We start from the raw sequence: 25380 nt of genomic DNA, 5'->3' as shown, positions 1-25380 counted from the left end.
CGCGTCGGATGTGCAAAACAGGACAGGTGGGGGAACTGCGAACCGCTGTTCTGCTCTGCTCGGTGAGCAGGTCTCCGCTCGGCGAGCAGAGGAGTCGTCCTCAGCAGCGGAACACCTGGAGCGCCGCCGGGGAGTGGCCCGCCGAGGATCTCGACGAGCGGTGATGGGGGCCGGCCGGGCGGGCCGGTGGATGCTCGGCCGCCGGATCCAGCGCCAGCAGGGCGCGCTCCGGCTCCTGGGGGGTGGCGGCGGAGCCGGCGGTGGCGCGGTGCCGGTCGATGGGGCGCAGGGGGTCCGCGGGGCCGCGGTGACCGCAGTCGCGGACCGTGACCAGCTCGTCGCGCAGCGGCTTGCCTGCGGGTGGGATTCCGGTCTTGGTCTTGGCCTCGACCTGACGCACGGTATGCGCGTGTGCGAAGGACGGCGTGGGTGCGAAGAACGGGAGGGCGAGCAGGACGGCGGCGAGGAGCGCGAGTGCGGTCCGGGCCGTCGCACCTCGGAACATGTACCCCCCTCCCCGTTGCGCGCACGTCTAGTACGGACCAATGACTGGTCAATGGTTGGTCAAGAAACACGTTAACCCTGCAAAGTTGTTTGCAGGGTTAACTCCGCGTTTCGAGAAGAAGTGCGCCTCAAAAGCGAGGGTGATGTGGCGTGATTTCCCTCTGGACGGGCTCGGCTAGACCGCTTCGGCGAGCCGCTTCGCGTCCCGGGCCAGCGCGGTGAGCCGGGAGATCGCCCGGAAGTACTTCTTGCGGTAGCCGCCGTTCAGCATCTCCTCGCTGAACAGCCGGTCGAAGGGGAGCCCGGAGGCCAGCACCGGGACCTCGCGGTCGTAGAGCCGGTCGGCCAGGACCACCAGCCTGAGCGCGGTCGACTGGTCCGGCACCGGGCGGACGTCGGTGAGGCACACCGCCGTCAGGCCGTCGGTGAGCGCTCCGTAACGGCTCGGGTGGACCCGCGAGAGATGGTCGAGGAGGTGCGGGAAGTCGTCCAGCGAGGAGCCCGGGGTGGCGTACGCCGCCTTCGTCACCTGGTCGTCGGAGTACGGCGCCGGAGCCTCGGGCAGGCCGCGGTGGCGGTAGTCCTCGCCGTCGATGCGCAGGGTGCGGAAGTGCGCCGACAGGCCCTGGATCTCACGCAGGAAGTCGACGGCCGCGAACCGGCCCTCGCCGAGCTTGCCCGGCAGCGTGTTGGAGGTCGCGGCCAGCGCCACCCCCGCCTCGACCAGCTTGCCGAGCAGGGACGACACGAGCACGGTGTCGCCCGGGTCGTCCAGCTCGAACTCGTCGATGCACAGCAGCCGGTGCCCGGAGAGCGTGCGGACCGTCTGCTGGAAGCCGAGGGCGCCGACCAGGTTGGTCAGCTCCACGAAGGTGCCGAACGCCTTCAGCTCGGGCTCGGCCGGGGTGGCGTGCCACAGGGAGGCGAGCAGGTGGGTCTTGCCGACGCCGTAGCCGCCGTCCAGGTAGACCCCGCGCGGACCGGCGGGTGCCTTGGGCGCCTTCGCCCTGCCGAAGCCGAGGAACCCGCGCCGGGCGCCGCCCACGGCGTGCGCCCCGCCGAGCCCGCCCGCGAAGCCCTCCAGGACCGACACGGCCGCGCTCTGGCTGGGCTGGTTCGAATCCGGGAGATAGGTGCGGAAGCGCACCGAGTCGAAGCGGGGCGGCGGCACCATCTCGGCGACCAGCCGGTCCGCCGGGACGTACGGCTCGAGGGCGCACAGGGACAGCGGGGCCGCGTCGGCTATCTCGTCGACAGGGGCGGAAGGGGTGGAGGACGACACGGTTCCCCATGCTAATCCGCGTGCCAGACTGCGAGGCATGCGACGGCTGTTCCCTGTGACCGACCAGACACCCGACCGGACACCCGACCGGACACCCGCCCCGGCGGCCGGGCCGGCCACCGACCCGGCGGCCGCCCCGACGTCCGCCCCGCTGTCCGTCCCGCTGACCGAGGACCGGGAGTGGAGCCTCGACGAGCTCGCCGAGGCCTACGCCTACCCCGAGCCCGCACCCGGGGAGCCGCGGCCCTGGCTGCGGGCCAACATGGTCTCCACGCTCGACGGCGCCGCCCAGCACGACGGGCGCTCCCAGCCCATCTCCACCGCGGCCGACATGCGGATCTTCGGCACGCTGCGGGGGCTCGCGGACGTGGTGGTCGTGGGTGCCGAAACGGTACGGCAGGAGGGGTACCGCCCGGCCCGCGCGCGGGCGGAGTTCGCCGGCCGGCGGGAGGCCGCCGGACAGGGGCCCGCGCCCGCGATCGCCGTGGTCACCGCCAGCCTGGACCTGGACTTCTCGCTGCCGCTGTTCACCTCGCCGCCGGTGCCGACCCTGCTGCTGACCGGCGCCGCGGCCGCCCCCGACAAGGTGGCCGCGGCCGAGAAGGCGGGGGCGCGGGTGCTGATCGCCGGTGACGGCATGGGGGTCGACCCCGCGCGGGCCGTCGCGGCCCTCGCCGAGCTGGGGCACACCCGGCTGCTGACCGAGGGCGGCCCCCGGATGCTCGGGCAGTTCATCGCCTCCGGGGTACTGGACGAGCTGTGTCTGACCGTCTCCCCGATGCTCACGGCGGGGGGCGCGCAGCGCATCGCGGGCGGACCCCCGGTCCCGGTGCCCCAGCGGTTCGCACTGGTGTCCCTCCTGGAGGAGGGGGGTTTCCTCTTCGGCCGCTACCGGCGGCCTTGAAATCGGTCAGTGGTACCGGGGGTCCCGAAAATGGCGGAACGAATCGTTCCGGTTAGCTTCGGGTGGGCACACTAAGACTCGCAGTCCCCGTGAGATCACGGGGCAGGATGGTTTCCGCAGAAGGGGCGGCGTCCGGTGTTCACAAGCGTTCTGATGATCGAGAAGGCACTGACCTCAGCCGACGTGGAGTTCGTCACCACCCTGCACGGGGACGAGGACGTCGCCTTCCACGTCCTGCTCCAGCCGCGCGGCGACCAGGCGGACCGACTGCTGCGGGCCATCGACGACGTCGCCCTCGGCGAGCTGGACGAGGCGGCCCGGGAGCGGGAGACGCCGGAGGGGGAGGAGGCGAAGGGGTTCGGGGAGCGGGCGCTGGAGGTGTCCCTGCGGGCGCTGCACGCCTCGGGCAGTTCGGCGGCGGGGCGGCTGGTCGAGGATCACCCGCTGGACGCGCTGAAGTCGCTCGTGGAGGAGGTGGAGGCGGACGAGGTGATCGTGCTGACCGATCCGCACTACGTCGAGGAGTTCTTCCACCGGGACTGGGCTTCCCGGGCCCGCCACAAGGTGGGGGTACCGGTGCTGAAGCTCTTCTCGCACAGCAAGACGTAGTCCGCGGGCGTTCGGCGCGGAGCCGCGGAGCGCCGCGGTCCCGCGCCCCTGGGGTGGGACGGTCCCGGCGACGCAATAGGCTGGGGCGGATCCACCGTCGTACGCACCCCTGGAGATCACGCATGGCAGCCGGCCTTCCTTCCGCCATGGACCGCCCGCACTTCATCGGCATCGGCGGCGCCGGGATGTCGGGGATCGCGAAGATCCTCGCGCAGCGCGGGGCGAAGGTGGCCGGCAGTGACGCCAAGGAGTCGGAGACCGCGGCGGCGCTGCGGGCGCTCGGGGCCACCGTCCACATCGGGCACGCCGCGGAGCACCTCGCCGACGACGCGAGCTGTGTCGTCGTGTCCTCGGCCATCCGCGCGGACAACCCCGAGCTGGCCCGCGCGGCCGAACGGGGCATCCCGGTCGTCCACCGTTCCGACGCGCTGGCCGCCCTGATGGAGGGCCTGCGCCCGATCGCGGTCGCCGGCACCCACGGGAAGACCACCACGACGTCCATGCTGGCGGTCTCGCTCTCCGAGCTGGGCCTGCGGCCGTCCTACGCGATCGGCGGCGACCTGGACGCCCCCGGCTCCAACGCGCTGCACGGCGACGGCGAGATCTTCGTCGCCGAGGCGGACGAATCGGACCGCAGCTTCCACAAGTACGCCCCCGAGGTCGCGATCGTCCTCAACGTGGAGCTGGACCACCACGCCAACTACGCCTCGATGGACGAGATCTACGAGTCCTTCGAGACGTTCGCCGGGAAGATCGTGCCCGGCGGCACGCTGGTGGTCTCCGCCGACCAGGCGGGCGCCCGTGAACTGACCCGGCGGGTCGAGGGCGTGCGGGTGGTGACGTACGGCGAGGCCGAGGACGCCGACGTCCGGGTCCTGTCGGTCGTACCGCAGGGGCTCAAGAGCCTCGTGACGGTGGTCCTGGACGGACGGGAGATCACCTTCACGGTGTCCGTGCCCGGCCGGCACTACGCGCTCAACGCCGTCGCCGCGCTGACCGCGGGGGCCGCGCTCGGTGTCCCCGCCGCCGAACTCGCGCCCGCGATCGCCGCGTACACGGGCGTCAAGCGGCGCCTTCAGCTCAAGGGCGAGGCGGCGGGCGTCCAGGTGATCGACTCCTACGCCCACCACCCCACCGAAATGACCGCCGACCTGGAGGCGATGCGCGCCGCGGCCGGGGACGCCCGCATCCTGGTCGTCTTCCAGCCGCACCTGTTCTCCCGGACGCAGGAGCTCGGCACGGAGATGGGACAGTCCCTGGCCCTGGCCGACGCCTCGGTCGTGCTCGACATCTACCCGGCCCGCGAGGACCCGGTCCCCGGGGTGACGAGCGCGCTGATCATCGACGCGGCCCGGGCGGCCGGCGCGGACGTCACGGCCGTGCACGACAAGGACGAGGTGCCCTCCGTCGTCGCGGGAATGGCGAAGCCCGGTGATCTCGTTCTCACGATGGGCGCGGGTGACGTGACGGACCTGGGCCCGCGCATTCTGGACCGTCTTTCGAACTGAGGGGCTGAGAATCGTGTCGTACGACGTCGAGAAGCCGGACGAGCAGTGGCGGGCGGAGCTGACACCGACCGAGTACGCCGTGCTGCGCCAGGCCGCGACGGAGCCCGCCTTCACCGGTGAGTACACCGACACCAAGACCGAGGGCGTCTACTCCTGTCGCGCCTGCGGCGCCGAACTGTTCACCTCCACCACCAAGTTCGACTCGCACTGCGGCTGGCCGTCGTTCTTCGACCCGAAGGACACCGACGCGGTCGAGCTGATCGAGGACCGCTCGCACGGGATGCTCCGCACCGAGGTCCGCTGCGCCCGCTGCGGCTCCCACCTGGGCCACGTCTTCGAGGGCGAGGGGTACGCGACCCCCACCGACCAGCGCTACTGCATCAACTCGATCTCCCTGCGCCTGACGCCGGACGAGGGCTGATCATCCGGCCTCGGCCCGCGGGCCGAGGCCGGCCCGGGGCACGGCGTGCAGCCGCGTCGGCCCCGCGCACCGTCAGAGCAGCTCGCGCTGGACCATGCCCGACAGGACCAGCGTGCCGGGGATCAGCGGGAGCCAGACCGTCAGGGTGCGGTAGCCGATGACCGTGGCGGTGGCGAGGCTGAGCGGGGTTCCGTAGCCGGCCAACGTGAGGACCAGGGCCGCGTCGATCGGGCCGATGCCGCCCGGGGCCGGGACGGCGCCCGCCGCCGTGCTCGCCGCGAGGAACGCGAACAGGAGCTGGGGCCAGGTCAGGGGGAGGTCCAGGGCCTTGCCCACCGAGGCGACCACGCTCGCCTGGATCAGCGGTGCCGCCGCCGCGCCCAGCCACAGGGGCAGGAAGCGGGACGGGCGGGTGTGGAGGTGCCGGGCGTCCGTGAGGGCGGTGCGGACGTAGTCCAGCGCGGGGCGGCGCAGGGGGCGGATCAGGGACAGCGCCGCCGCGGCGACCGGGATGAGCAGGATGCCTGTCACCGCCAGGATCAGGCTGCGCCCGTCGGGAAGCAGCCGGGCCGGAGGGATCGAGGCCGGGGCCAGGAGCAGGAAGACCAGGACGACCGGGGGCTTCGCCAACGCTCTGGCCAGGGAGTACAGGGCGATCGAGGCCGTGGCGCGGGGGAGCGGGATGCCCTGGCGCCGGAGGAAACGGACCGTCACGGCGTGCGCTCCTATGCTCGCCGGCAGCACGTGGTTCGCGGCGCCCGCGGCGATCTGGGACAGCACCAGGGGCCCCGGAGGCAGACGGTCCGGTACCGCGCCCTGGCGGACGCACGCCGCGGCGAGGGCGCCCAGATAGGTGAGGAGCAGGCCCGTGAGCAGCCACCACGGGTCGGCCGTGGTCAGTCTGGTGAAGCCGTCACGGACCGCGGACCAGTCCAGCGCCGCCCACAGGGCCAGGAACAGCAGCGGCAGCAGACTGAGGACCCGGCGGCCGGTCGCGGTGGTCAGCAGACGGCGGCCCGAGGGCGCGGTCGAGGCTGTCGGCGGGTTCGGCAGAGTCTGCGCGGACGCCGGTGTCGGCGGTGTCGGGGGAGGGGACGAGGAGGCAGGGGTGTCGAGCGGCAGCAGGGTCACGGCGCACGTCGTCCTTCCGCGGCGCCACGGCGGCGCCGTACAGGCCCTGGGTGGGGAGGGGACGGGGGAGAAGCTTCCCCTCCGGTGTGACGGCGTGGTGTCCGGGAGCCGACGTGGTGCGGACGGAGGGGCGACCGGGTGCGGTACGGCTGTGGGAGTTCTGCCCTGACCGGGTGCGGGTCATCCCGTCGGTGCCGCCGTTCGGGTGCGCCCCAGGGGCAGGGTCAGCAGGAAGGCGGTGGGCTCGGGGCTCTCGGCGAGTTCCAGCGTGCCGCCGTGCGCGCGGACCAGGGAGCGGGCCACGGCCAGCCCGAGTCCGCTGCCGCCGCGGTCGCGGCTGCGGGCCTTGTCGACGCGGTAGAAGCGGTCGAAGACCCGGTCCCGGTCGCCCGGCGGTATGCCGGGGCCCCGGTCGGCGACCCGGACGAGGGCCGTGGCGGCGGAGACGGAGACCTCGATGCTCACCGGGGTGCCGGGCGGGGTGTGCACGGCCGCGTTGGTCAGCAGGTTGTCCAGGACCTGGCGGATGCGGTGCGGGTCCATCCGCAGGGGGACGGCGTCCGGGCCGGGTACGAGGGTCAGCGGGTGACCGGGGTGGCTCGCGCGGAAGGCGTCGGCGGCCTGCCCGACCAGCTCCACCAGATCGGCGGACTCCATCCTGAGCGGGGTCTCCACCTCGGCCGCGTCCAGCCGGGCCAGCAGCAGGAGGTCGTCGAGGAGGACCCCCATCCGGGCGGCCTCGGCGCGCAGCCGGGCCAGGTGCTTGTCGCGTTCCTCGGGGGCGTTGGCGGCCGCGTACTGGAAGAGGTCCGCGTAGCCGCGTACCGACATGAGCGGGGTGCGCAGTTCGTGCGAGGCGTCCGCGACGAACCGGCGCAGCCGCTGCTCGGCCTGCGCCCGCACGGCGAGTGAGTCGTCGATGTGCTCCAGCATGGTGTTGAAGGCGGTGCGCAGCTCCTCCACCTCCGAGCCGCCGCCCGGGCGGTCGGCGCGCAGCGGCAGCCGGGACGCCGACTCGGTCAGGTCGTGCGAGGTGATGCCGTGCGCGGTGTACACCATGTCGCTGAGCGGCTGGAGGCCGCGCCGCAGCATGGCCCGCCCGAAGACGACCAGTGCCGCGAGCGCGAGCGCGAACGTGACGACCTGAATGGTGATCAGGCGCTGGACGGTGTTGTCGATGTCCTCCATCGGCGCCCCGCTGACCAGGATCACCCCCGGCTCCACCTTGCAGGCGCGCAGCCGGTACACGCCGTCGCCCCGAAGATGCGCGGTGCCCACCACCTCGTGGCCGGTGACGGCCTGCTCCCGGGCCAGCGCGGTGAGGTCGGTGACGTCCTCGGGCACGTCGCCGGGCTCCTCCGGCTTGCGCAGCACGGGCGTGCCGTCGCGCACGTCGTACACGGCGTAGTACCAGCCCCAGTACTTCTTCCCGGTCAGGCTGCCGGACTCGACGATGCTCTTGGACTGGGCGACCTGGGCGATCGCGAGCTGCTCGTTGAGCTGGGCCGAGAGGTAGTCCCGCATGGAGGTGGTCAGCGCGGTGCCGACGACCGCGAAGACCATCAGGGCGAGCGCGCCGAGGCCCAGCGCCAGCCGGGTGCCGAGCCGCATCCCGCGGTACGTCCGCCGCAGTCGGCCGATCACTCGGCCGCCGCCTGCCGGATGACGTACCCGAAGCCCCGTACCGTCTGGATCAGCGGATCGTCGCCGGTGGCGTCCAGCTTGCGGCGCAGCCGGCTCACCACCAGCTCCACCACGTTGGACCGGCCGCCGAAGCCGTACTCCCAGACGTGGTCGAGTATCTGTGCCTTCGTCAGCACGGTCGGCGACTTGCGCATGAGGTAGCGCAGCACCTCGTACTCGGTGGGGGTGAGCGTCAGCAGCTTCCCGGCGCGGCGGACCTCGCGGGTGTCCTCGTCCATCGTCAGGTCGGCGACCCGCAGCACCGAGCGCTGGAAACCGGGCCCGGCGCTGCGCCGCAGCACGGTCCGCAGCCGGGCCATCAACTCCTCCACCGCGAACGGCTTCACCAGGTAGTCGTCCCCGCCCCGGGTCAGTCCCGCGACCCGGTCCGCGACCCCGTCCCGGGCGGTGAGGAACACCACCGGCACCATGGTCCCCGACCGGCGCAGCCGGTCCAGGACGCCGAAGCCGTCGATGTCGGGCAGCATCAGGTCGAGCACCACGATGTCCGGATGGAACTCGGCGGCGCGGCGCAGGGCCTCCTCACCGGAGTTCGCGGTGACCGCGCTCCAGCCCTCGTAGCGGGCGACCGTCGCCACGAGGTCGGCGATCGGCGGGTCGTCGTCCACGACGAGGAGTCGTACTTTTTCCACCCACTCATAGTGCGCCACCCGCGCCCCGGCTCCGGCCCCGTATCCGGCCCGCGCGCGGATCGATAAACTCTTGAAAGTTGTACGACAGCGAACCGACAGCAATGCACGGGGAAGCTCAGTGCTCTGAGGACCCGATCGAGGAGTTTCCGTCCGTGACGACCGTCCAGTCGCCCCCCGTTCCCCCCACGGCGCTACGTCCCAAAGTAGTGGCCCGCGCCGGGCTGTACACCGTGCTGGCCGTCAACGCGGCCGTCGTGACCCTCTTCGCCGTGCAGGCGGGATTCACCGCCAACGCACTCGTCGTGATCGGCCGGTTCGCCGGTCTGTACGGCGCGCTGCTGATGGCGTTTCAGCTGCTGCTGGTGGCCCGGCTGCCCTGGCTCGACCGCCGGATCGGGATGGACCGGCTGACCAACTGGCACCGCTGGACCGGCTTCGGTCTGCTGTGGACCCTGGTCGGGCATGTGGTGTTCATCACCCTCGGCTACGCCCAGTCCTCCTCCCTCGACCCGGTCAGCCAGCTCGTCGACCTCGCCGAGACCGTCGAGGGCGTGCTGCGCGCCGCGGTCGCCATGGTGCTGATCCTGGTCGTCGGCGGCGCCTCCGCCCGCTGGGCCCGCCGCCGACTCGCCTACGAGACCTGGCACTTCGTGCATCTGTACACGTACGTCGCCGTGGTGCTGGCCTTCACCCACCAGGTCGCGGTCGGTACGACGTTCACCGCGTCCTTGGCCGCCACCGCGTACTGGTACGGCGTCTGGGGCGTCGCGCTCGGCTCGGTGGTCCTCGGCCGGGCGGTCCTGCCGCTGTGGCGCAACTGGCGCCACCAGCTGCGCGTCGAGAAGGTCGTCCCCGAGTCGGACAACGTCGTGTCCGTCTACATCACCGGCCGCGACCTGGACAAGCTGCCCGCCCGGGCCGGCCAGTTCTTCCTGTGGCGCTTCCTGACGAAGGACCGCTGGTGGCAGGCGAACCCCTTCTCCCTGTCCGCCGCCCCCGACGGCACCCGGCTGCGGCTGACCGCGAAGGCCGCCGGTGACGGCTCCGCGGGCCTGCGCCACATCAAGCCCGGCACCCGCGTCTTCGCCGAGGGCCCCTACGGCGCCTTCACCGCGATGCACCGCACCCGCTCCGAGTCCCTGCTCATCGCCGGCGGCGTCGGCGTCACCCCCATCCGGGCGCTGCTGGAGGAGATCGACGGCCACGCGATCGTCATCTACCGCGTCAGCGGCGAGCGCGACGCCGTCCTCTACGACGAGCTGCGCGACCTCGCCGCCGCCAAGGGCGCCGAGCTGCACCTGGTCACCGGTGCGCCGGTGCCGGACCGGCTGGCGCCGGGCGCGCTGGCCGCGCTGGTGCCGGACATCGCCGAGCGGGACGTCTTCCTGTGCGGGCCGCCGCGGATGATGGACGCGGTGCTGGGCTCCCTGCGCGAGCTGGCCGTGCCCGGGCCGCAGATCCACTTCGAGCGTTTCAGCCTGGCGGGATGAGAGAGACGACGTGAAGCGAGCAATCCCCGTTCTTGTCCTGTCCGTGGTCGGCCTGATCCCCGTCTGGCGCTACGAACCCTCCACCGGCACCTCCACGGCCTCGTCCGCCGCCGGCTCTTCCCCCTCCACCTCGTCCTCGGGCACCACCTTCACGGGCACGACCGTGACCACCGAGAAGGGTGACGTCCAGGTCCAGGTGACCTACGACGGCGGCAGGATCGCCGCGGTGAAGATGCTGAAGCAGCCGAACCATCCGCAGACGACGGCGGCGGTGCCGAAGCTGGTCGCGGAGACGCTTCGGGCGCAGAGCGCGGACATCGACACCGTCTCCGGCGCGACGATCACCAGCGACGCCTACAAGGAGTCCCTGCAGGCCGCGATCGACCAGGAGGAGTCCGCCGCGTCGGCGTCCCCGTCGGCCTCGGGTACCACCTTCACGGGGACGACGGTTCCCACGGAGAAGGGTGACGTCCAGGTCCAGGTGACCTACGACGGTGACAGGATCGCCGCGGTGAAGATGCTGAAGCAGCCGAACCATCCGCAGACGACGGCGGCGGTGCCGAAGCTGGTCGCGGAGACGCTTCGGGCGCAGAGCGCGGACATCGACACCGTCTCCGGCGCGACGATCACCAGCGACGGCTACCGGGAGTCCCTCCAGGCCGCGATCGACGCGAAGGGTGCCTGACATGCACCGGGTCGAGCACGTCATGGGCTTCCCCGTGTCCCTGCGCATCGACGACGACCGGGCGCCGGAGGGCGTCGTGGACGCCGTCTTCGCCTGGCTGCGGGAGGTCGACGAGCGGTTCAGCCCCTTCAAGGCGGAGAGCGAGGTGTCCCGGCTGGACCGGGGCGAGCTGTCCGGCGAGGAGGTGAGCGCCGATCTCGCCGAGGTGCTCGGCCTGTGCGAGGAGTACCGGGTCGCCACCGGCGGCGCCTTCGACGTACGGCTGCCCGGGCGGGGCCTCGACCCCTGCGCGGTGGTCAAGGGCTGGTCGGTGCAGCGGGCGGCGGAGCTGCTGACCGGCGCCGGGCTCAGCCGCTTCTGCCTCAACGCCGGGGGCGACGTGGTCGTCTCGGGCGGCCCCTGGCGGGTCGGCGTACGGCATCCCCATCTCGCCGACCAGGTCTGCGCGGTGCTGGAGCTGACGGACGCGGCGGTCGCCACCTCCGCCCGCTACGAGCGCGGCGACCACATCCTCGACGGTCGTACGGGCCTGCCCGTCACCGGCCTCGACAGCCTCACCGTCGTCGCCCCGACCCTCACCCTCGCGGACACCGTCGCCACGGCGGCGTTCGCGCAGGGCGCGCCGGGCGTGGAGTGGGCGGCAGGCCGGGCGGGCTGCGAGGTGTTCGCGGTACTCGAGGGCGGCCGTGTGCTGCGTACCCCGGGATTCCCGACGGCGGGACAGCCGGCCGCCGCCTAGCCGGTCCGGGGAACCGAAGCTCTCGACTTCCTCCTGTGGTGGTGGTTGTGGGGGCGGCGGCGGAGGCGACTGACCTGATGACGGGTGCCGTCTCTGGAGGGGTGAAGCGCGCCATACACCCGCCGTACGGCTGAAACGCGACCGGTCTAGACTCTCCCCGCAACGGTCCGGACTCTCGAGGTCGAGAGCGGGCGGGAACGGCCAGACCCGAAGGGTGTTCGGCGTTTTGATACGGATAGATTCAGTCACCAAGCGGTACCCGGACGGCACGGTGGCGGTCGACCGGCTCTCCCTTGAGATACCGGACCGCGCGATCACCGTCCTCGTCGGCCCCTCGGGATGCGGCAAGACGACGACCCTGCGGATGATCAACCGCATGGTCGAGCCCAGCGAGGGCACCATCTGGATCGACGGCCAGGACAGCCGACGGCAGCCGGTCAACACCCTGCGCCGCTCGATGGGTTACGTCATCCAGAACGCCGGGCTCTTCCAGCACCGCACGATCGTCGACAACATCGCCACCGTGCCCCGGCTGCTCGGCTGGACCAAGGACCGGGCCCGCTCCCGGGCCCGCGAGCTGATGGAACGCGTCGGACTCGACGCCACCCTCGCCACGCGCTATCCCTACCAGCTCTCCGGCGGCCAGCAGCAACGCGTCGGCGTCGCCCGGGCGCTCGCCGCCGACCCGCCGGTGCTGCTGATGGACGAGCCGTTCTCCGCCGTCGACCCCGTCGTCCGCAAGGGACTCCAGGACGAACTCCTGCGCATCCAGGACGAGTTGGGCAAGACCATTGTCTTCGTCACCCATGACATCGACGAGGCCGTCAAGCTCGGCACCATGGTCGCGGTGCTGCGCACCGGCGGCCGGCTCGCCCAGTACGCGCCGCCCGCCGAGCTGCTGTCGAACCCGGCCGACGCGTTCGTCGAGGACTTCCTCGGCGCCGACCGCGGCATCCGCCGGCTGTCCTTCTTCTCCGCCGCCGGACTCGACCTGCTCACCGCGCCGATCGTCGCCGTCGACGCCACCGCCGAGCAGATCGCCCGCGCCGCCCAGGGCGCCCCCTACCTCCTCGTCACCGGCATCGACGGCAAGCCGCTCGGCTGGAGCGAGCCGGACGCCCTGACCGCGGGGAGCATCGACACCGGCCGGCTCCTCGGCCACGGACGGCCGTTCGTCGCCGGCGAGGACTCGCTGCGCTCCGCCCTCGACTGCGCCGTGCTCTCGCCCGCCGGCTGGGCCGTCGCAGTGGACGGCGAGGGCCGCGCCACCGGTGTCGTCTCCCAGACCGCCATCGCCGAGGCGATCCGCGGCGCGCACGAGGCCGCCCCGGGCGTCGGCGGCACCACCGGCTCCGGCCTGCCGAAGGCCGTGCGATGAACCGCTTCTTCGACCTCCCCAGCGACCTCCAGCACGACTGGATCGGTCTCGTCGGACTCCATCTGCGCGAGGCCCTGCTGCCGGTCCTCGGCGGCCTGCTGCTGGCCCTGCCCATCGCCCAGCTCTGCGTGCGGCTGCGCTGGCTGTACCCGCCCGTGCTGTGGGTGACGACCGTGCTCTACGCCATCCCCTCGCTCGCGTTCTTCGTCGTCCTCATCGACTACACCGGCCAGACCGAACTGACGGTGATGATCCCGCTCACCGTCTACACCCTCGTCGTGCTGGTCCCGGCGATCGTCGACGGCGTCCGCTCGGTGCCGCAGGAGACCCTCGCCGCGGCGACCGCGATGGGCTTCGGGCCCGTACGCCGCTACCTCCAGGTCCAGTTGCCGATCGCCACGCCCGCGATCGTCGCCGGACTGCGGGTGGCGACGGTCTCCAGCATCAGCCTGGTCAGCGTCGGCATGCTGATCGGCAACCAGGGCGCGCTCGGCAACCTGCTGCACGACGCGCAGATCTACAACCGGCCCGAACTGGCCTGGAACTCCGTGCTCACCACGGCGTCCCTCGCCGTCCTGGTGGACGCCCTGCTGGTCGGCCTACGGGTCCTGCTCACCCCCTGGATGCCGAGCGGATCGGGCGCGACCCGCACCCGGAAGGAGGCCACAGCCCGGTGAACGTCCTGCACTTCATCACCTCCTTCTTCACCGACGGCGCCCACTGGTCGGGCTACGACGGCATCCCCACCCGACTGGTGGAGCACCTCCAGTACTCCCTGGAGGCGCTCGGTCTTTCCGCGCTGATCGGACTGCCCGTCGGCCTGGTCACCGGGCACTACGGCAAGGGCGGCAACACCCTCACCCTGATCGCCACCGCCGCGCGGGCCCTGCCCACCTTCGGCCTGCTGGTGCTCATCGTCATCATCGCCGGCTTCGGCATGCTGCCGGTGATGATCCCCCTGGTCGTCCTCGCCGTCCCGCCGATCCTCGTCACCACGTACGAGGCGGTGCGCTCCGTCGACCGCTCCCCGGTGGACGCCGCGCGCGGCATCGGCATGTCGGAGACCCGGATCCTGCTCCAGGTGGAACTCCCGGTCGCGCTCCCGCTGATCCTCGGCGGCCTGCGCTCGGCGGCCATCCAGATCGTCTCCACGGCCACCATCGCCGCGTACGTCGGTCTCGGCGGCCTCGGCCGCTACATCGTCGACGGGCTCTACCAGCACGACTACGAGAAGGTCGTGGGCGGCGCCGCCCTGGTCGCGGCCATGGCCCTGGCGACCCTGGGGCTGTTCTGGGCGGTGGCCCGGGCCGCGGTCTCTCCCGGCGTACGTCGAAGCAGCTGACCTCAGTCAGGGGCGCGGGGAACTGCGCGACCGGCCACAACCGGCCCGCAGTTCCCCACCACCGCAGGTACGCGGAGCATCACCCGCCGCTGCGGGCGAGCGCCTGCTCCAGCACCACCAGCAGGGCGTCCCGCACCGAGCCGCGCTCCCGGGCGTCGAAGACGAGCACCGGCACGCCGTCGGAGACGTCGAGGGCCCAGCGGACCTCCTCGAGCGAGTGGTCGACCTTGCCGTCGAAGGCGTTCACGGCCACCGCGAACGGGATCTGCCGGTGCTCGAAGTAGTCCACGGCGGCGTAGCAGTCGTCGAGCCGGCGGGTGTCGACGATGACCAGGCCGCCGACCGCGCCCTCCACGATGTCGTCCCACATGAAGCCGAAGCGCTCCTGACCGGGCGTGCCGAACAGGTACAGCTTCAGCGTCGGGTCGATGGTGATGCAGCCGAAGTCCATCGCCACGGTGGTCGTGGTCTTGCGCGGGGTGTGGCTGAGGTCGTCCACCCCCGCCGCGACCTCGGTGATGGCCGCCTCGGTGGTGAGCGGCTCGATCTCGGAGATGGAGCCGACGGCGGTGGTCTTGCCCACGCCGAAGCCGCCCGCGATCACCAGCTTCACCGGCAGCGGCGGCCGTACGGCGGCCTGGCCGGCGGCCGGACGGGCGAGCGGTTCAGTCGGAGTCACGGAGTACCCCCCGGGAGTCGGGGATGGCCCGCAGGCCATCGATAACCCTGCGCAGGACGGACGCGTCATGGGTGACGCCGGAGTCGGGCACGTGCACCGAGAGCTGTCCCACCGAGCGCAGGTCCTCGGCGAGCACCCGCACCACGTTCAGGTGCAGCCGCAGCCGCGCCGCGATCTCCGCGATGGACTGCGGCACCCGGCAGGCGGCCACGATGTCGTGCTGTTCGAAGGAGAGCCGGTCGAGCGCGTCGATCCCCTCGGCGGTCGCCACCAGTTGGGTCTCCACGGGCATCGCCCGTCCGGACGCGGCCTCGCCCGCGCCCGCGACCCGGCCGGCGGTGACCAGGAAGGGCCGTACCGCGGGCGCGGGGCCGACCGGGCCGGCCGGGGCGAGGGGTTCCTCGCCGAGGCCGTGCGGGCTCTGGCCGTCCGCCATCGGTGTCCGCTTCCTCTGCCGGTGGCCGCGGTCAGCGGGTCCGGGTGGCGCCGACGCTGTTCTTCAGCTCCAGGACGAGCTGCGGGCTCAGCGCGGCACCGGCGCGGTTGGCGAACACGGTCATCTCGTAGGCGATGTTGCCGAGCTTGGCCTCCTTGTCGGTGACCACGCCGAGGACGGCGCCGCTGCCGATCGCGGAGACCAGGACGTGACCGCCCTCCAGATCGATGATGACCTTGTTCAGACCGCCCAGGCCGTAGTTGCCGGAGGCGCCCGCGGCCAGGCTGGTGATGCCGGAGACGATCGCCGCGAGGCGCTCGGAGTCGGCGTGCTCGCGCAGCTCCGAGACCGCGATCAGCAGGCCGTCGGAGGACACCGCGATGGCGTCCACGACCCCCGCGGTCTCGGTGGCGAAACGGTTGAGCAGCCACGTGAAGTCGGCTGCGGCAGCCCGCAGATCGGTCGGCGTGGTGTCTCCGGTGGTTCCACCTGTCGACGTGCTCACTGCTCGGCTCCTTCCGGAAGGTGGTTCTGGTGGTGCGGGGGGTTCCGGTGGTCGTCCGGGACCCGTCGGTCGTGCGAGCCGTCGGTGTCGCGGTGGGCGCGTTCCACGGCCGCCTCGAACTCCTCCAGCGCGCTGCGCACGGCATCCGCGTCCGCGGGCCGCGCCGCCTGCCGCGCCATTGCGGCGGAGGCGTCCACAGTGGTCCGCAGGGTGGCCCCGCGCACCCGCCGCCGCAGCGGGCGGGCCCCCTCGGCGGCGGCCGGACGTACCTCGCCGAGGGCGGCCGCGGGGACGGCCGGACCGGCGGGGTCGGGGGTACGGGCGTGGTCCTCGACGGGCACCCGGGCGCCACCCGGCCCGCCACCGGATCCGGCGCCGGAGGCGTCTGCCGGGCCCGGTCCGCCGGTCGCCGCGGCCGCTGCCGCGGCCGCCCGGCCGTCGTGCGCCGACGCGGCCGTCGGGGCTGTCGGGTCCGTCGTACGGCTGTCGGGTGTCGACGCCGTGGTCCGGTCCGTCGTACGGCCGTCGTGCGGCGGCGAGGTGGCCGGGTCCGTCGTACGGCCGTCGTGCGCCGACGCGGTGGCCGGGTCCGTCGTACGGCTGTCGGGTGTCGACGCGGTGGCCGGGTCCGTCGTACGGCCGTCGTGCGCCGACGCGGGCTCCCGGGAAGCCGTGCCTCCGTCCGCGGACGCGGAGGCCCAGGTCGTCGTCCGTCCGCCGGAGGCCGGGGTGCCGTTCGACGTGGCCGTGTCGGTGGCCGGTGCCGGGGCGGACGCCTTGGCCGACCGGCGGGGGAGGGCCCTCGCCGCCGCCTCCTGGTCCGCGCCCTCGGACGCCGTCGCTGTCGCTGTCGCCGTTGCCGGCTCGGGGTCCCGCTCGGCCCAGGAGGGCTGCTCGCGGCGCGGCACCCGGCGGGGGAGCGAGGTCGCGTCCTGAGCCGTGGGGGAGGCCGCGGCGGCGGGGGAGGGACCGGCGGCGGGCGCCGACGGGGCCGGGAGGGACTGGGCCGCGGCGGTGGGCGCACCGACCTCGCTGAGCGTCAGCAGCAGCGTCGCCGGGATGCGGACCTCGGCGGTCACGCCGCCGCCCGGGGTACGGGTGAGGGTGACGTCGACGTCCCAGCGGCGGGCCAGCGCGCCGACCACGAACAGACCGAGCACCTTCGTCGGCACCAGGTCGAGCCGCTCACGGCGCACCAGCCGCGCGTTCTCCTCCGCGAGCCGCTCGGCGCTCATGCCGAGGCCGTGGTCGGAGACGGTGATCGAGGCACCGCCCTGGTCGGAGCCGACCCGCACCTCGACAGGGCTGCCCTCCGGCGAGAACGACACGGCGTTCTCCAGGAGTTCGGCGATCATCAGCGTGAGGTCGCCGACCATGTCGGGCTCGACGACGGCCTCACCGCGGGCGTGGAGCTGCACCCGCCGGTAGCCCTCGATCTGGCCGAGCGCGGCCCGGACCACGTTGGTCAGCTCGGTCGGACCGGAGGCGAGGGCGGTCTCGCGGATGCCGGCCAGCAGCATCAGGCTGTCGGCGTTGCGGCGCAGGCGGACGGCGATGTGGTCGATGGAGTAGAGCCGCTCCAGCAGCGCCGGGTCGGTCTCCCCGCGCTCCACCCAGTCGATCAGGGCGAGCTGGCGGGTCGTCAGGTTGGAGACGCGGCGGCCGACGTTGCCGAACATCTCGGCGACGTTGCGCCGGCTGAGCACCTGGCGCTCCAGCAGCGCCGCCGCGGTCGTCTGTACGTTGTTGAAGGCCTCGGCCAGTTCACCGATCTCGTCGTCCGCCGTGACCGGCAGCTCGCGCAGCCGCGGCGAGCCGGTCTCCTCGGCGTCGTCGTCGGCGACCCGGGCGAGCTCGCGCCCGGCGACGTCGGCGACCTCCTGCGCGGCACCCGTCAGGGCCAGCACCGGGCGCACCACGGAGCGCCGTACGAGGACGGAGAACGCGATCCACAGGGCGAAGCAGACCAGCGCGAGGTTGAGCAGCAGACCGGCCCGCCACTGGGCGCTGACGGAGGCGTCGTCGGCGCGGTCGGCGATCTGGTCGATCAGCGAGGTGGTGATCCTCAGCCGGGCCTGGGCCTGCGCGCTGTAGTCCGGGTACGAGGCGAGGGCCGCCCGGAACGCCTTGCGGATGTCCGCCTGGGACTCTGCCTGCAACGCGCTCGGGTCGACGGCCAGTTCGGCGAAGTGCTGGCTGATGGAGGCCTGCGCGGAGTTGTGCTCGACGCCGCCGAGCTCGTCGGCCTGGGCCGCGGTGGCGAACCGGCCGAAGCGGTCGGCCTGGTAGGTGTACAGCTCGTACGAGCCGACCGCGCCGGTGTACTCGATGAGCGCGTTGCTGTCGCCGGTGCGCGCGGAGAACACACCGGTCTCGTAGGCGCCGTGGGCGGCGTCGGCGCGCAGCAGCGAGTCGAGCAGGTTTCCGGTGAAGGTGCTGGCCAGGTTGGTGTCGCGGTCCAGGCCCAGTCCGTCGATGACGGCGTCCGAGGCACCGGAGTAGGCCGGGTCGATGTTGTCGGCGGGCAGATAGCCCTGCTCGATCGTGGTCCGCAGACCCGCCAGGCCCTCGATCCCGCGCAGCGCCTGTGCCTCGCTGTCCGGCAGCCGGTCGCCGAAGGCGTCGACCACCTTGCGTACCTGGTCGTCCACGGCGAGCTGGGCCTTGCGGTAGGCGTTCGTGGAGGGCGTGCCGCCGTCGAAGGTCGCCTGGTGCCGCACCGAGAGCAGGATCGCCTGCTGGTGCTCGTTCTGCAGGTCCGAGACCAGCCTGGCCACCTGGGTGCTGTCGCGCACCAGCTGGGCGGCGTCCTCGGCCTGGTTGGACTCCTGTACCAGTTCGGTGAAGAAGTACGCCAGCATCAGGGCGATGACCCCGAGCGGGATGCCGACGAGCAGGTTCAGCTTGCGCTGGAAGGGCCACCGGTCGGCGAAGTTCCGCAGGCCCCGGCGCACGGACGACGGTGCCGAAGTCGCTGACCGGGCGGGCGCGTCCACCTCTTTCGTGGACACCGGGCCTCCTTCGAAGGGGTGGTGCGGGCGTGCCGGGCCACGCGCGTGGCCGAATGTGAGCAAGCGGTATCCGAGTGGTCCCCGCACACAGCCGTGGCCGCTGCCGACCCCGGCGACGATATCGCTTCTCTGATCGATCGAGCACGTCGCCCTACGTCAAGAATCCATTACGAAGGGCCCCCTAAACCTCCAGGAAGGGCTTTCAAAGACTACGCAACTGACCATGAAACGAAGCGAATCGGTAACAGAAGTGCTCTTGACTGATGAAGAACGGGATGGATTGGATCAGGCCAGGCTCCTGCCTCGTCAGTTCCTCATCGCCCCCCAGAGCTCGGAACGGAACCGTGACTTCCAACGCCCACAGCAGTAGGTCCAGGTCCCTCAGGAACACCGGCGCGGCTGTCGTCGCGCTCGCCGCGGCGACGGCCCTGCTCGCAGGATGCGGCTCCTCCGACGGCAAGTCCGACCCGCTCGCGGGGGACAAGGCGGACAACGGGACCGTCGTCGTCGGCTCCAACAACTTCGCCGAGAGCATCCTGATCGCCGACATCTACGGCGAGGCCCTCAAGGCCAAGGACATCAAGGTGTCCTACAAGCCCAACATCGGCAGCCGCGAGACCACGTACGGCCTCCTCAAGAACGGCTCCATCACCGTCCTGCCGGAGTACAACGGCTCGCTGCTGGCCTACCTCGACGCGAAGGCCGAGCAGAAGTCCCTCGCGACTGTGAACGCCGCGGTCAAGGCCAAGCTCGACCCCAAGCTGACGCTGCTGGAGTCCTCCCCGGCCGAGGACAAGGACTCCGTCACGGTCAACAAGGCCACCGCGGACCAGTACAAGCTCACCTCCGAGTCCACCCTCGCCGACCTCAAGGCCATCGCGCCCGACCTGGTGCTCGGCGGTTCGCCCGAGTTCCAGACCCGTCAGCAGGGCATGCTGGGCCTGGAGTCGGTGTACGGCCTGAAGTTCAAGTCCTTCAAGGCGCTCGACGCCGGCGGCCCGCTCACCCAGGCCGCGCTGAAGAAGAACACCGTGCAGGCCGCGGACATCTTCACCACCGACCCGACCATCACCAAGGAAGGCTTCGTCGTCCTCCAGGACCCGGAGAACCTCTTCGGCTTCGCGAACGTGACGCCCCTGGTCTACAAGAGCGGGCTGTCGGACGAGGGCGTGGACGCGCTCAACGCCGTCTCCGCCAAGCTGGACACCAAGACCCTGCTGGACCTGGACTCGCAGGTGCAGCTGGAGAGCAAGGACCCGCTCGACGTCGCGAAGGCCTGGCTGAAGTCCGTGGGCCTCGACTGACGTTCCTCGCCGCCTTCCGTCCTTGGCAACGCCGTCCGACCCCGTGCCGGTCGTCCTGACCGGCACCGGCCTCACCGTCGGCGAGCTCGTCGCGCTCGCCGACGGTGAGGCCGTGCCCGCGGTGGCCCCGGAGGCCCGCGAACGGGCCGTGCGTTCCTGGCGGGCCGCCCAGCGCCTCGCCGCCCAGGGACGGCTCTACGGCCGCGGCACCGGCGTCGGCGCGCACCGCTCGGTGAGCGTCGAGGAGGGCGACGAGGGCCACGGCCTCAGGCTGCTGCGCAGCCACGCGGGCGGCGGCGGGGCGGTGCTGCCCGCGTGGCTCGTCACCGACGTACGCGCGTTGCGGATGCGGCCGGTGCCGCCGCCGGTCCCCGCCTTCACCCTGGCGACAGCCGCCCTGCCCCTCGGCACGGAGGACCGCCCGCTGACCGCGGACCTGGCCGCGGCAGCCGAACTGCTGCCTGGGCCGGCGCAGTTGTGACGGGGCACGACCACCGCCCGTTGCTCAGCAGCCCACCTGGGGTCGTCGTACGAGCGGAACGACGACCACGTCGAGTCCGCGAGTCCGCCGTGCGGTGGAAGGTCGCGTCCCGGCTACCCTCGGCGGCCGTGAACAGAAGACGGCGCAAGAAACTCACCAAGTCCCTCGCGGCAGCGGTCCTTTGCGGCGAGGGCGCGCGTGTCGACCGCCTGCTGAAGGCCGGTGCCGACCCCGCGGCACCCGACGCCGACGGTACGACTCCCTTGTACGCGGCCTGTGTCGATGGCTCGGCCGGTATCGCCCGCAGCCTGCTGGCGGCCGGCGCGCCGCCCGACGCCGAGAGTGCCGGCCCCGGCGCGGAGGGGACTCCCCTGTGCGCGGCGGCCTGTTGGGGCCACACCGACACGGTCCGTGTGCTACTGGCTCATGGCGCCGACCCCACGCTCCGCGAGGACCACGGCACCGGCTGGACGCCGTTGCGCTGGGCACTGAGGGGCCCGCACCCGGAGACGGCCGACCTCCTGCGGGCCGCCGTCGGCGGACTGCTCAGCGAGCCGGGCCCGACCCCAGGGTGACATCGGCGATCACCCGGTCGATCAGGGCGATCAGCACGTCCCGGCACGACTCCCGCTCCCGCGCGTCGCACAGCAGCACCGGGACGCCCTCCGGCAGCGCCAGGGACGCCCTGATCTCCTCCGCCGGATAGGGGTGCTCCCCGTGGAAGCCGTTCACCGCGACCACGAAGGGGATGCGCCGGCGCTCGAAGAAGTCGATCGCCGCGAAACTCGACTCCGGCCGGCGCACGTCGATCAGGACCACCGCCCCGAGCGCCCCGACGGCCAGGTCGTTCCACATGAACCAGAACCGCTGCTGACCCGGGGTGCCGAACAGATACAGCACCAGGTCGTCGCCCATGGTGATGCGTCCGAAGTCGAGGGCCACGGTGGTGGACCGTTTCTGCTCGATGCCCTTCAGGTCGTCGACTTCCAGACCGGCGACGGTCAGGGGCTCCTCCGTGCGCAGCGGGGCGATCTCGCTGACCGACCCGACCATGGTGGTCTTGCCGACGCCGAAGCCGCCGGCGATGAGGATCTTCACCGCGTCGGGCGCCGCGACCGCGCCCGCGGTGAGCTCAGATCCGGCCAAGGCCGTCCCTCACTTTCTGCAGCAGGTCCAGATCCGCGGCGCCGGAGACGGAACGGGGCGGCCGGGCCGTGATCAGGCCCGCCTCCAGCAGATCGCAGAGCATGATGACGACCACGCTCACCGGCAGGTCGAGATGGGCCGCGAGCTCCGCCACGGCCACCGGACGCGCGCTCAGCCGCAGGATCCGGGCGTGTTCCGGCTGCGGCCGCGCGGCCCGCTCGGGCGGCGGGTCCACCGCCGTCACCGTCGTGATGAGCGTGAAGTCGGCTCGGCTCGGCCGGGTCCGCCCACCGGTGAGGGTGAACGGCCTGACGAGCCGGCCCGCTTCGTCGCCTTGGCTCACCTCACCCGCCGTTGCCGTGGACGGCGGGACCGATACCGGTCCGCGGTGCCGCGCTCAGGTGCTCGCCGATCTTCTTCACCAGCATGTTCATCTGGTACGCGACCACACCGACGTCCGCGTGCGAGCCGGCCAGCACCACCAGATGGGCGCCCGGGCCCGCCGAGGTGAGGATCAGGTAGCTGTTGGCCATCTCGATGAGCGCCTGGCGCACCGGGCCGCCGCGGAAGTCCATGCTGACGCCCTTGCTCAGGCTCATCAGACCCGAGGCGGTCGCCGCGAGCCGCTCGGCGTCCTCCCGAAGGAACCCGGTCGACTTGCTGACGACCAGCCCGTCCTCGGAGAGCACGACGGCCTGGTTCACATCGGCCACCCGGTCCACGAGGCCGGTCAGCAACTGGTCGAGCTGGGTGTTCGTGGCGGGGATGGAGTGTGTCATCGCGGTGTCCTTCATGAGCGGTCGGCGGGCGGGGTCGGGGTCTGGGTGGCGCCTGCGGCGGTGACCGCCGGACCGGGCGGGGGTACGGCGCTGTCGGCATCGGCGTCCTCGTGGTCACGGGCCTGGAGCGTGCCGCGCTGGAAACCGGCGAGGGAGGAGGCCGCGCGCTCGGCGGTGAAGTCGTCGGGGAAGCCGTCCTCCTCGCAGGTCGGCGCCTCCTCCCGCAACTCGGCGGCGAGGCTGGTCTGCGGAACGCGCTGCGGCAACGGCCTGAGCCCGGCCGGCCGCGCCCCGGCACCGGCGGTCGCGAGCCCGGGTGCGGCCGCGGGTGCGGCCGGGTACGCCGGGGTGCGGGTCGTGTTCCTCGGGCCGCCCGCCGGTGCGGAGGCCTCCTGGATGGCGGCGGCCTTGTCGCGTCGCGGCAGCGGTGCGGGGCGCTCGCCGTGGGGACGGGCGTGCTCGGGGTCCGGCCCGGGCGTGGGCGTGGGCGTGGGCGTGGGCGGGGGCGGCGGCTCGTCGGCACCGGCACGCCGCACGGCCGTACCGGATTCGGCAGGTACCTCGTCCGTCCCGTCGGCCGGGACCGGCGCCTGCTCGTCCGGGAACCTCCGCAGGGCCTCGGACAGTCTGCGGATCGTGTCGACCGGCTCGGCGGCGGCCGGGTCGGCGGCGGTCGGCTCCGAGCGGGTCGGCTCGGGGCCGGTCGGCTCGGCGGCGGCCGGGGGGAGCGGGGCGGTGGTCTCGCGGACCACGATGTCGTGCGGGACCAGGACGATCGCCGTGACACCGCCGTACGGCGAGGGGCGCAGGGTCACCGCGATACCGTGCCGGGTGGCCAGCCGGGCGATCACGAACATGCCGAGCCGCAGGTCGTCGGCGAGCGCCACCACGTCGAACTGCGGGGGAACCGCCAACTGCGCGTTGAAGGACTCGTAGTCCTCCTCGGACAGACCGAGACCGCGGTCCTCGACCTCGATCGCCAGCCCCTTGGCCACCGTCGAGGCCCGCACCGCCACCGGACTCGGTGGCGGCGAGTACGAGGTCGCGTTGTCGATCAGCTCGGCCAGCAGATGGATCACGTCGGCCACCGCGGGCGGCGCGATGTAGAGGTCCTCCTCGGCATGCACCTCCACCCGCTGGTACTGGGCCACCTCACCGACCGCGCTGCGCAGGATGTCGATCAGCGCCACCGGCTCCGACCAGCTGCGCCCGGGCCGGCCCCCGCTGATGATGACGAGGTTCTCCTCGTACCGCCGCAACTGGCTTGCCGTGGAGTCGAGTTCGTACAGCCCCTTCAGTACCTCCGGGTCCTGGTGGGTGCGCTCCAGCGCGTCGAGCTTGCTGAGCTGGAGGTTGACCAGGTTCTGGCTCTGCCGGGCGATACCGAGGATGACCTTCTGGAAACCCCGCCGGGTGTCGGCGAGTTCGACCGCGGTGTGCACGGCGGTGCGCTGCGCCGCGTTGAACGCCGTTGCCACCTGGCCGAGTTCGTCGCCGCCGTAGTCCAGCGGCGGGGTCGCCGATTCCACGTCCACAGTCTCCCCCCGGTCCAGCCGCGCCACCACGTCGGGGAGCCGTTCCTGCGCCAGACTGAGTGTCGCCATCCGCAGACCGCGCAGCCGGCGGGACAGCGACCGGGTGATCCGCCAGGACATCCCGACGCACAGCAGCAGGGCGACGAGACCGCCGGCGCTCAGCGAGGCGGCCTTGATGAGCAGTGCGCGCGCGTCGTCCGCGCTGTTCTGGAGCAGCGAGACGGTCTGCCGCTGGATGAGCATCGCGTACTGGTCGGAGACCTCGATGAGCGCCGCCCGCCACTGCTTCTGCACGTCCGGCAGGACGACCAGGCCCTTCTTGTCCCGCTCGGCCCCGGCCGCGAGCACCTTGTCCTCGATGGACTGCAGGATCTGCCACTGGTAGCTCGTGAGGATCTTCTCGGTCTCGGTCTTCGCGGCCCCGGTGAGGGAGGGGACGATCTGGTCCTCCACCAGCCAGCGCCGGGTGTTCACCAACTGCACGAACTGCGCCCAGGTCTTCTGGTCCATCCGTCCCTCGGGACCGGCCAGGGTCAGCCGGAGATCCTCCTCCGACACCAGCTCCGCCGCGTGCTCCAGGGCGACGAGCGGGCCGGCCTGCGAGGTCAGGTCGCCGTCGTCGACCTGCGAGAGTGCCTGGAAGGCGTGGATCTGGACGTCGATGATCGAGGTGTACTGGTCCAGGGCCTGTGCGGCGGTGATGCCGGTGGGATGGTCCACCTGGCCCCGGTAGTACTCCAGGCTGCTCACCGAGGCGACGACCGAGTACAGCTGGTCCTTGACCCGTTCCGGTGCCTGCTGGATGTCGTCGGCGCGGGAGACCAGCTTCGCGACCGCCGTGTCCGTCCTCCTGCGCTGGGCGTCCAGGGCGGTGCGGGCGGCATCGCCGCCCGAGGCCAGCCACACGGCCGACAGACTGCGCTCCTGCTGGAGGGCGATCGCCGCCTCGGTGCCCATCGCGCCGGTGGAGCGGCTCAGTTGGGTCTGCGCGCGCAGCCGCATCCCCTCCGAGAACATCTGGATCGTCGTCACACCCCACATGGCGGCGAGCGTGACACTGGGCACCAGCGCCAGGAGTATCAGGGAGAGACGTATGGAGCCGAGACGCCGGCGCCGGGCACCTGTCCGTGGAGACATGGTCGTCCTAGGGTGATCAGCGGGGAGCGGATGCGGGG

At 72.3% G+C, this 25380-nt stretch carries 26 protein-coding genes; 13 read left to right on the top strand and 13 right to left on the bottom strand.

Going from position 1 to position 25380, the window contains the following annotated elements:
* Positions 1-100: 100 nt before the first annotated feature.
* Both AQJ58_RS08410 and zapE read right to left on the bottom strand, forming a co-directional pair.
* Positions 101-505, bottom strand: a complete 405-nt coding sequence (locus tag AQJ58_RS08410; RefSeq protein WP_067246807.1) for a hypothetical protein — start codon at positions 503-505, stop codon at positions 101-103.
* 174 nt (positions 506-679) lie between these two features.
* Entirely contained in the window at positions 680-1825 is a 1146-nt protein-coding gene (zapE, locus tag AQJ58_RS08405) for a cell division protein ZapE (RefSeq protein ID WP_067247731.1), read from the bottom strand.
* Here zapE and AQJ58_RS08400 point away from each other — a divergent pair.
* From AQJ58_RS08400 to msrB, 4 genes are all read left to right on the top strand, one after another.
* The gene (locus AQJ58_RS08400) at positions 1824-2690 is read left to right on the top strand and encodes a pyrimidine reductase family protein (protein ID WP_079078768.1); all 867 of its coding nucleotides are present in this window, start codon (positions 1824-1826) and stop codon (positions 2688-2690) included. The two genes, zapE and AQJ58_RS08400, sit on opposite strands and share 2 nt — an antisense overlap.
* A 135-nt stretch (positions 2691-2825) precedes the next feature.
* A complete protein-coding gene (locus AQJ58_RS08395; RefSeq protein WP_107121992.1) occupies positions 2826-3299 on the top strand; it encodes an indole-3-glycerol phosphate synthase in 474 nt (157 codons plus the stop codon).
* A 122-nt stretch (positions 3300-3421) separates the two neighbouring features.
* Positions 3422-4807, top strand: coding sequence for a UDP-N-acetylmuramate--L-alanine ligase (gene murC / locus AQJ58_RS08390; RefSeq protein WP_067246804.1), 1386 nt, complete (start codon positions 3422-3424; stop codon positions 4805-4807).
* 13 nt (positions 4808-4820) lie between these two features.
* Complete coding sequence (gene msrB, locus AQJ58_RS08385; RefSeq protein WP_067246800.1) at positions 4821-5228, top strand: peptide-methionine (R)-S-oxide reductase MsrB; 408 nt, start codon at positions 4821-4823, stop codon at positions 5226-5228.
* Positions 5229-5300: 72 nt separating this feature from the next.
* On the opposite strand, the gene AQJ58_RS08380 is transcribed toward msrB, so the two are convergent.
* The 3 genes from AQJ58_RS08380 to AQJ58_RS08370 all read right to left on the bottom strand — a co-directional run bounded on the left by AQJ58_RS08380 (position 5301) and on the right by AQJ58_RS08370 (position 8695).
* Positions 5301-6359 carry a lysylphosphatidylglycerol synthase transmembrane domain-containing protein gene (locus AQJ58_RS08380; protein WP_067246797.1) on the bottom strand — a complete coding sequence of 353 codons (1059 nt, stop codon included), beginning with the start codon at positions 6357-6359 and terminating at the stop codon, positions 5301-5303.
* A 180-nt stretch (positions 6360-6539) separates the two neighbouring features.
* Entirely contained in the window at positions 6540-8003 is a 1464-nt protein-coding gene (locus AQJ58_RS08375) for a sensor histidine kinase (RefSeq protein ID WP_067246795.1), read from the bottom strand.
* On the bottom strand, positions 8000-8695 hold the full coding sequence (locus AQJ58_RS08370; protein ID WP_079078833.1) for a response regulator transcription factor: 696 nt from the start codon (positions 8693-8695) through the stop codon (positions 8000-8002). The genes AQJ58_RS08375 and AQJ58_RS08370 overlap by 4 nt, the downstream gene beginning before the upstream one ends.
* Before the next feature lie 152 nt (positions 8696-8847).
* On the opposite strand from AQJ58_RS08370, the gene AQJ58_RS08365 reads away from it, so the two are divergent.
* The 6 genes from AQJ58_RS08365 to AQJ58_RS08340 all read left to right on the top strand — a co-directional run bounded on the left by AQJ58_RS08365 (position 8848) and on the right by AQJ58_RS08340 (position 14329).
* Positions 8848-10185, top strand: a complete 1338-nt coding sequence (locus tag AQJ58_RS08365; RefSeq protein WP_067246788.1) for a ferredoxin reductase family protein — start codon at positions 8848-8850, stop codon at positions 10183-10185.
* 10 nt (positions 10186-10195) lie between these two features.
* Positions 10196-10870 carry an FMN-binding protein gene (locus AQJ58_RS08360; protein WP_067246786.1) on the top strand — a complete coding sequence of 225 codons (675 nt, stop codon included), beginning with the start codon at positions 10196-10198 and terminating at the stop codon, positions 10868-10870.
* Position 10871: 1 nt separating this feature from the next.
* Positions 10872-11609, top strand: a complete 738-nt coding sequence (locus tag AQJ58_RS08355; RefSeq protein ID WP_067246784.1) for an FAD:protein FMN transferase — start codon at positions 10872-10874, stop codon at positions 11607-11609.
* A gap of 226 nt (positions 11610-11835) precedes the next feature.
* Positions 11836-12987, top strand: coding sequence for an ABC transporter ATP-binding protein (locus AQJ58_RS08350; protein ID WP_067246781.1), 1152 nt, complete (start codon positions 11836-11838; stop codon positions 12985-12987).
* The gene (locus AQJ58_RS08345) at positions 12984-13664 is read left to right on the top strand and encodes an ABC transporter permease (protein ID WP_067246772.1); all 681 of its coding nucleotides are present in this window, start codon (positions 12984-12986) and stop codon (positions 13662-13664) included. The genes AQJ58_RS08350 and AQJ58_RS08345 overlap by 4 nt, the downstream gene beginning before the upstream one ends.
* Positions 13661-14329, top strand: coding sequence for an ABC transporter permease (locus tag AQJ58_RS08340; RefSeq protein ID WP_067246770.1), 669 nt, complete (start codon positions 13661-13663; stop codon positions 14327-14329). Before AQJ58_RS08345 ends, AQJ58_RS08340 begins: the two co-directional genes overlap by 4 nt.
* Before the next feature lie 79 nt (positions 14330-14408).
* On the opposite strand, the gene AQJ58_RS08335 is transcribed toward AQJ58_RS08340, so the two are convergent.
* The 4 genes from AQJ58_RS08335 to AQJ58_RS08320 are packed head-to-tail and all read right to left on the bottom strand — an operon-like array spanning position 14409 to position 18960.
* Positions 14409-15008 (bottom strand): GTP-binding protein, encoded by a 600-nt coding sequence (locus AQJ58_RS08335; protein ID WP_067246768.1) that lies wholly within the window; start codon positions 15006-15008, stop codon positions 14409-14411.
* On the bottom strand, positions 14995-15444 hold the full coding sequence (locus AQJ58_RS08330; RefSeq protein WP_067246765.1) for a DUF742 domain-containing protein: 450 nt from the start codon (positions 15442-15444) through the stop codon (positions 14995-14997). Before AQJ58_RS08330 ends, AQJ58_RS08335 begins: the two co-directional genes overlap by 14 nt.
* Positions 15445-15475: 31 nt before the next feature.
* Positions 15476-15949: a roadblock/LC7 domain-containing protein gene (locus AQJ58_RS08325; RefSeq protein ID WP_067246762.1), complete on the bottom strand. Its 474-nt coding sequence runs from the start codon at positions 15947-15949 to the stop codon at positions 15476-15478.
* A complete protein-coding gene (locus AQJ58_RS08320) occupies positions 15946-18960 on the bottom strand; it encodes a sensor histidine kinase (RefSeq protein WP_067246759.1) in 3015 nt (1004 codons plus the stop codon). The genes AQJ58_RS08325 and AQJ58_RS08320 overlap by 4 nt, the downstream gene beginning before the upstream one ends.
* A 344-nt stretch (positions 18961-19304) precedes the next feature.
* On the opposite strand from AQJ58_RS08320, the gene AQJ58_RS08315 reads away from it, so the two are divergent.
* The 3 genes from AQJ58_RS08315 (at position 19305) to AQJ58_RS08305 (ending at position 21320) form a co-directional block, all read left to right on the top strand.
* A complete protein-coding gene (locus tag AQJ58_RS08315) occupies positions 19305-20264 on the top strand; it encodes an ABC transporter substrate-binding protein (protein WP_067246756.1) in 960 nt (319 codons plus the stop codon).
* Between the two features lie 22 nt (positions 20265-20286).
* A complete protein-coding gene (locus tag AQJ58_RS08310) occupies positions 20287-20745 on the top strand; it encodes an aromatic amino acid lyase (RefSeq protein WP_079078767.1) in 459 nt (152 codons plus the stop codon).
* A gap of 128 nt (positions 20746-20873) precedes the next feature.
* Complete coding sequence (locus tag AQJ58_RS08305; protein ID WP_067246752.1) at positions 20874-21320, top strand: ankyrin repeat domain-containing protein; 447 nt, start codon at positions 20874-20876, stop codon at positions 21318-21320.
* Here AQJ58_RS08305 and AQJ58_RS08300 read toward each other — a convergent pair.
* Genes AQJ58_RS08300 through AQJ58_RS08285 form a run of 4 tightly spaced genes read right to left on the bottom strand, consistent with a single transcriptional unit; the run spans position 21292 to position 25342 of the window.
* Complete coding sequence (locus AQJ58_RS08300; RefSeq protein ID WP_067246749.1) at positions 21292-21891, bottom strand: GTP-binding protein; 600 nt, start codon at positions 21889-21891, stop codon at positions 21292-21294. The genes AQJ58_RS08305 and AQJ58_RS08300 overlap by 29 nt on opposite strands.
* Positions 21878-22234 carry a DUF742 domain-containing protein gene (locus AQJ58_RS08295; RefSeq protein WP_055638740.1) on the bottom strand — a complete coding sequence of 119 codons (357 nt, stop codon included), beginning with the start codon at positions 22232-22234 and terminating at the stop codon, positions 21878-21880. Before AQJ58_RS08295 ends, AQJ58_RS08300 begins: the two co-directional genes overlap by 14 nt.
* 1 nt (position 22235) lies before the next feature.
* The gene (locus AQJ58_RS08290; RefSeq protein ID WP_067247724.1) at positions 22236-22670 is read right to left on the bottom strand and encodes a roadblock/LC7 domain-containing protein; all 435 of its coding nucleotides are present in this window, start codon (positions 22668-22670) and stop codon (positions 22236-22238) included.
* An 11-nt stretch (positions 22671-22681) separates the two neighbouring features.
* Positions 22682-25342 carry a sensor histidine kinase gene (locus tag AQJ58_RS08285; RefSeq protein ID WP_067246746.1) on the bottom strand — a complete coding sequence of 887 codons (2661 nt, stop codon included), beginning with the start codon at positions 25340-25342 and terminating at the stop codon, positions 22682-22684.
* Positions 25343-25380 lie beyond the last annotated feature (38 nt).

It is taken from the genome of Streptomyces sp. DSM 15324 (assembly GCF_001514285.1).
Lineage (GTDB): Bacteria > Actinomycetota > Actinomycetes > Streptomycetales > Streptomycetaceae > Streptomyces.
This window is presented reverse-complemented; position numbering and strand designations above follow the sequence as displayed.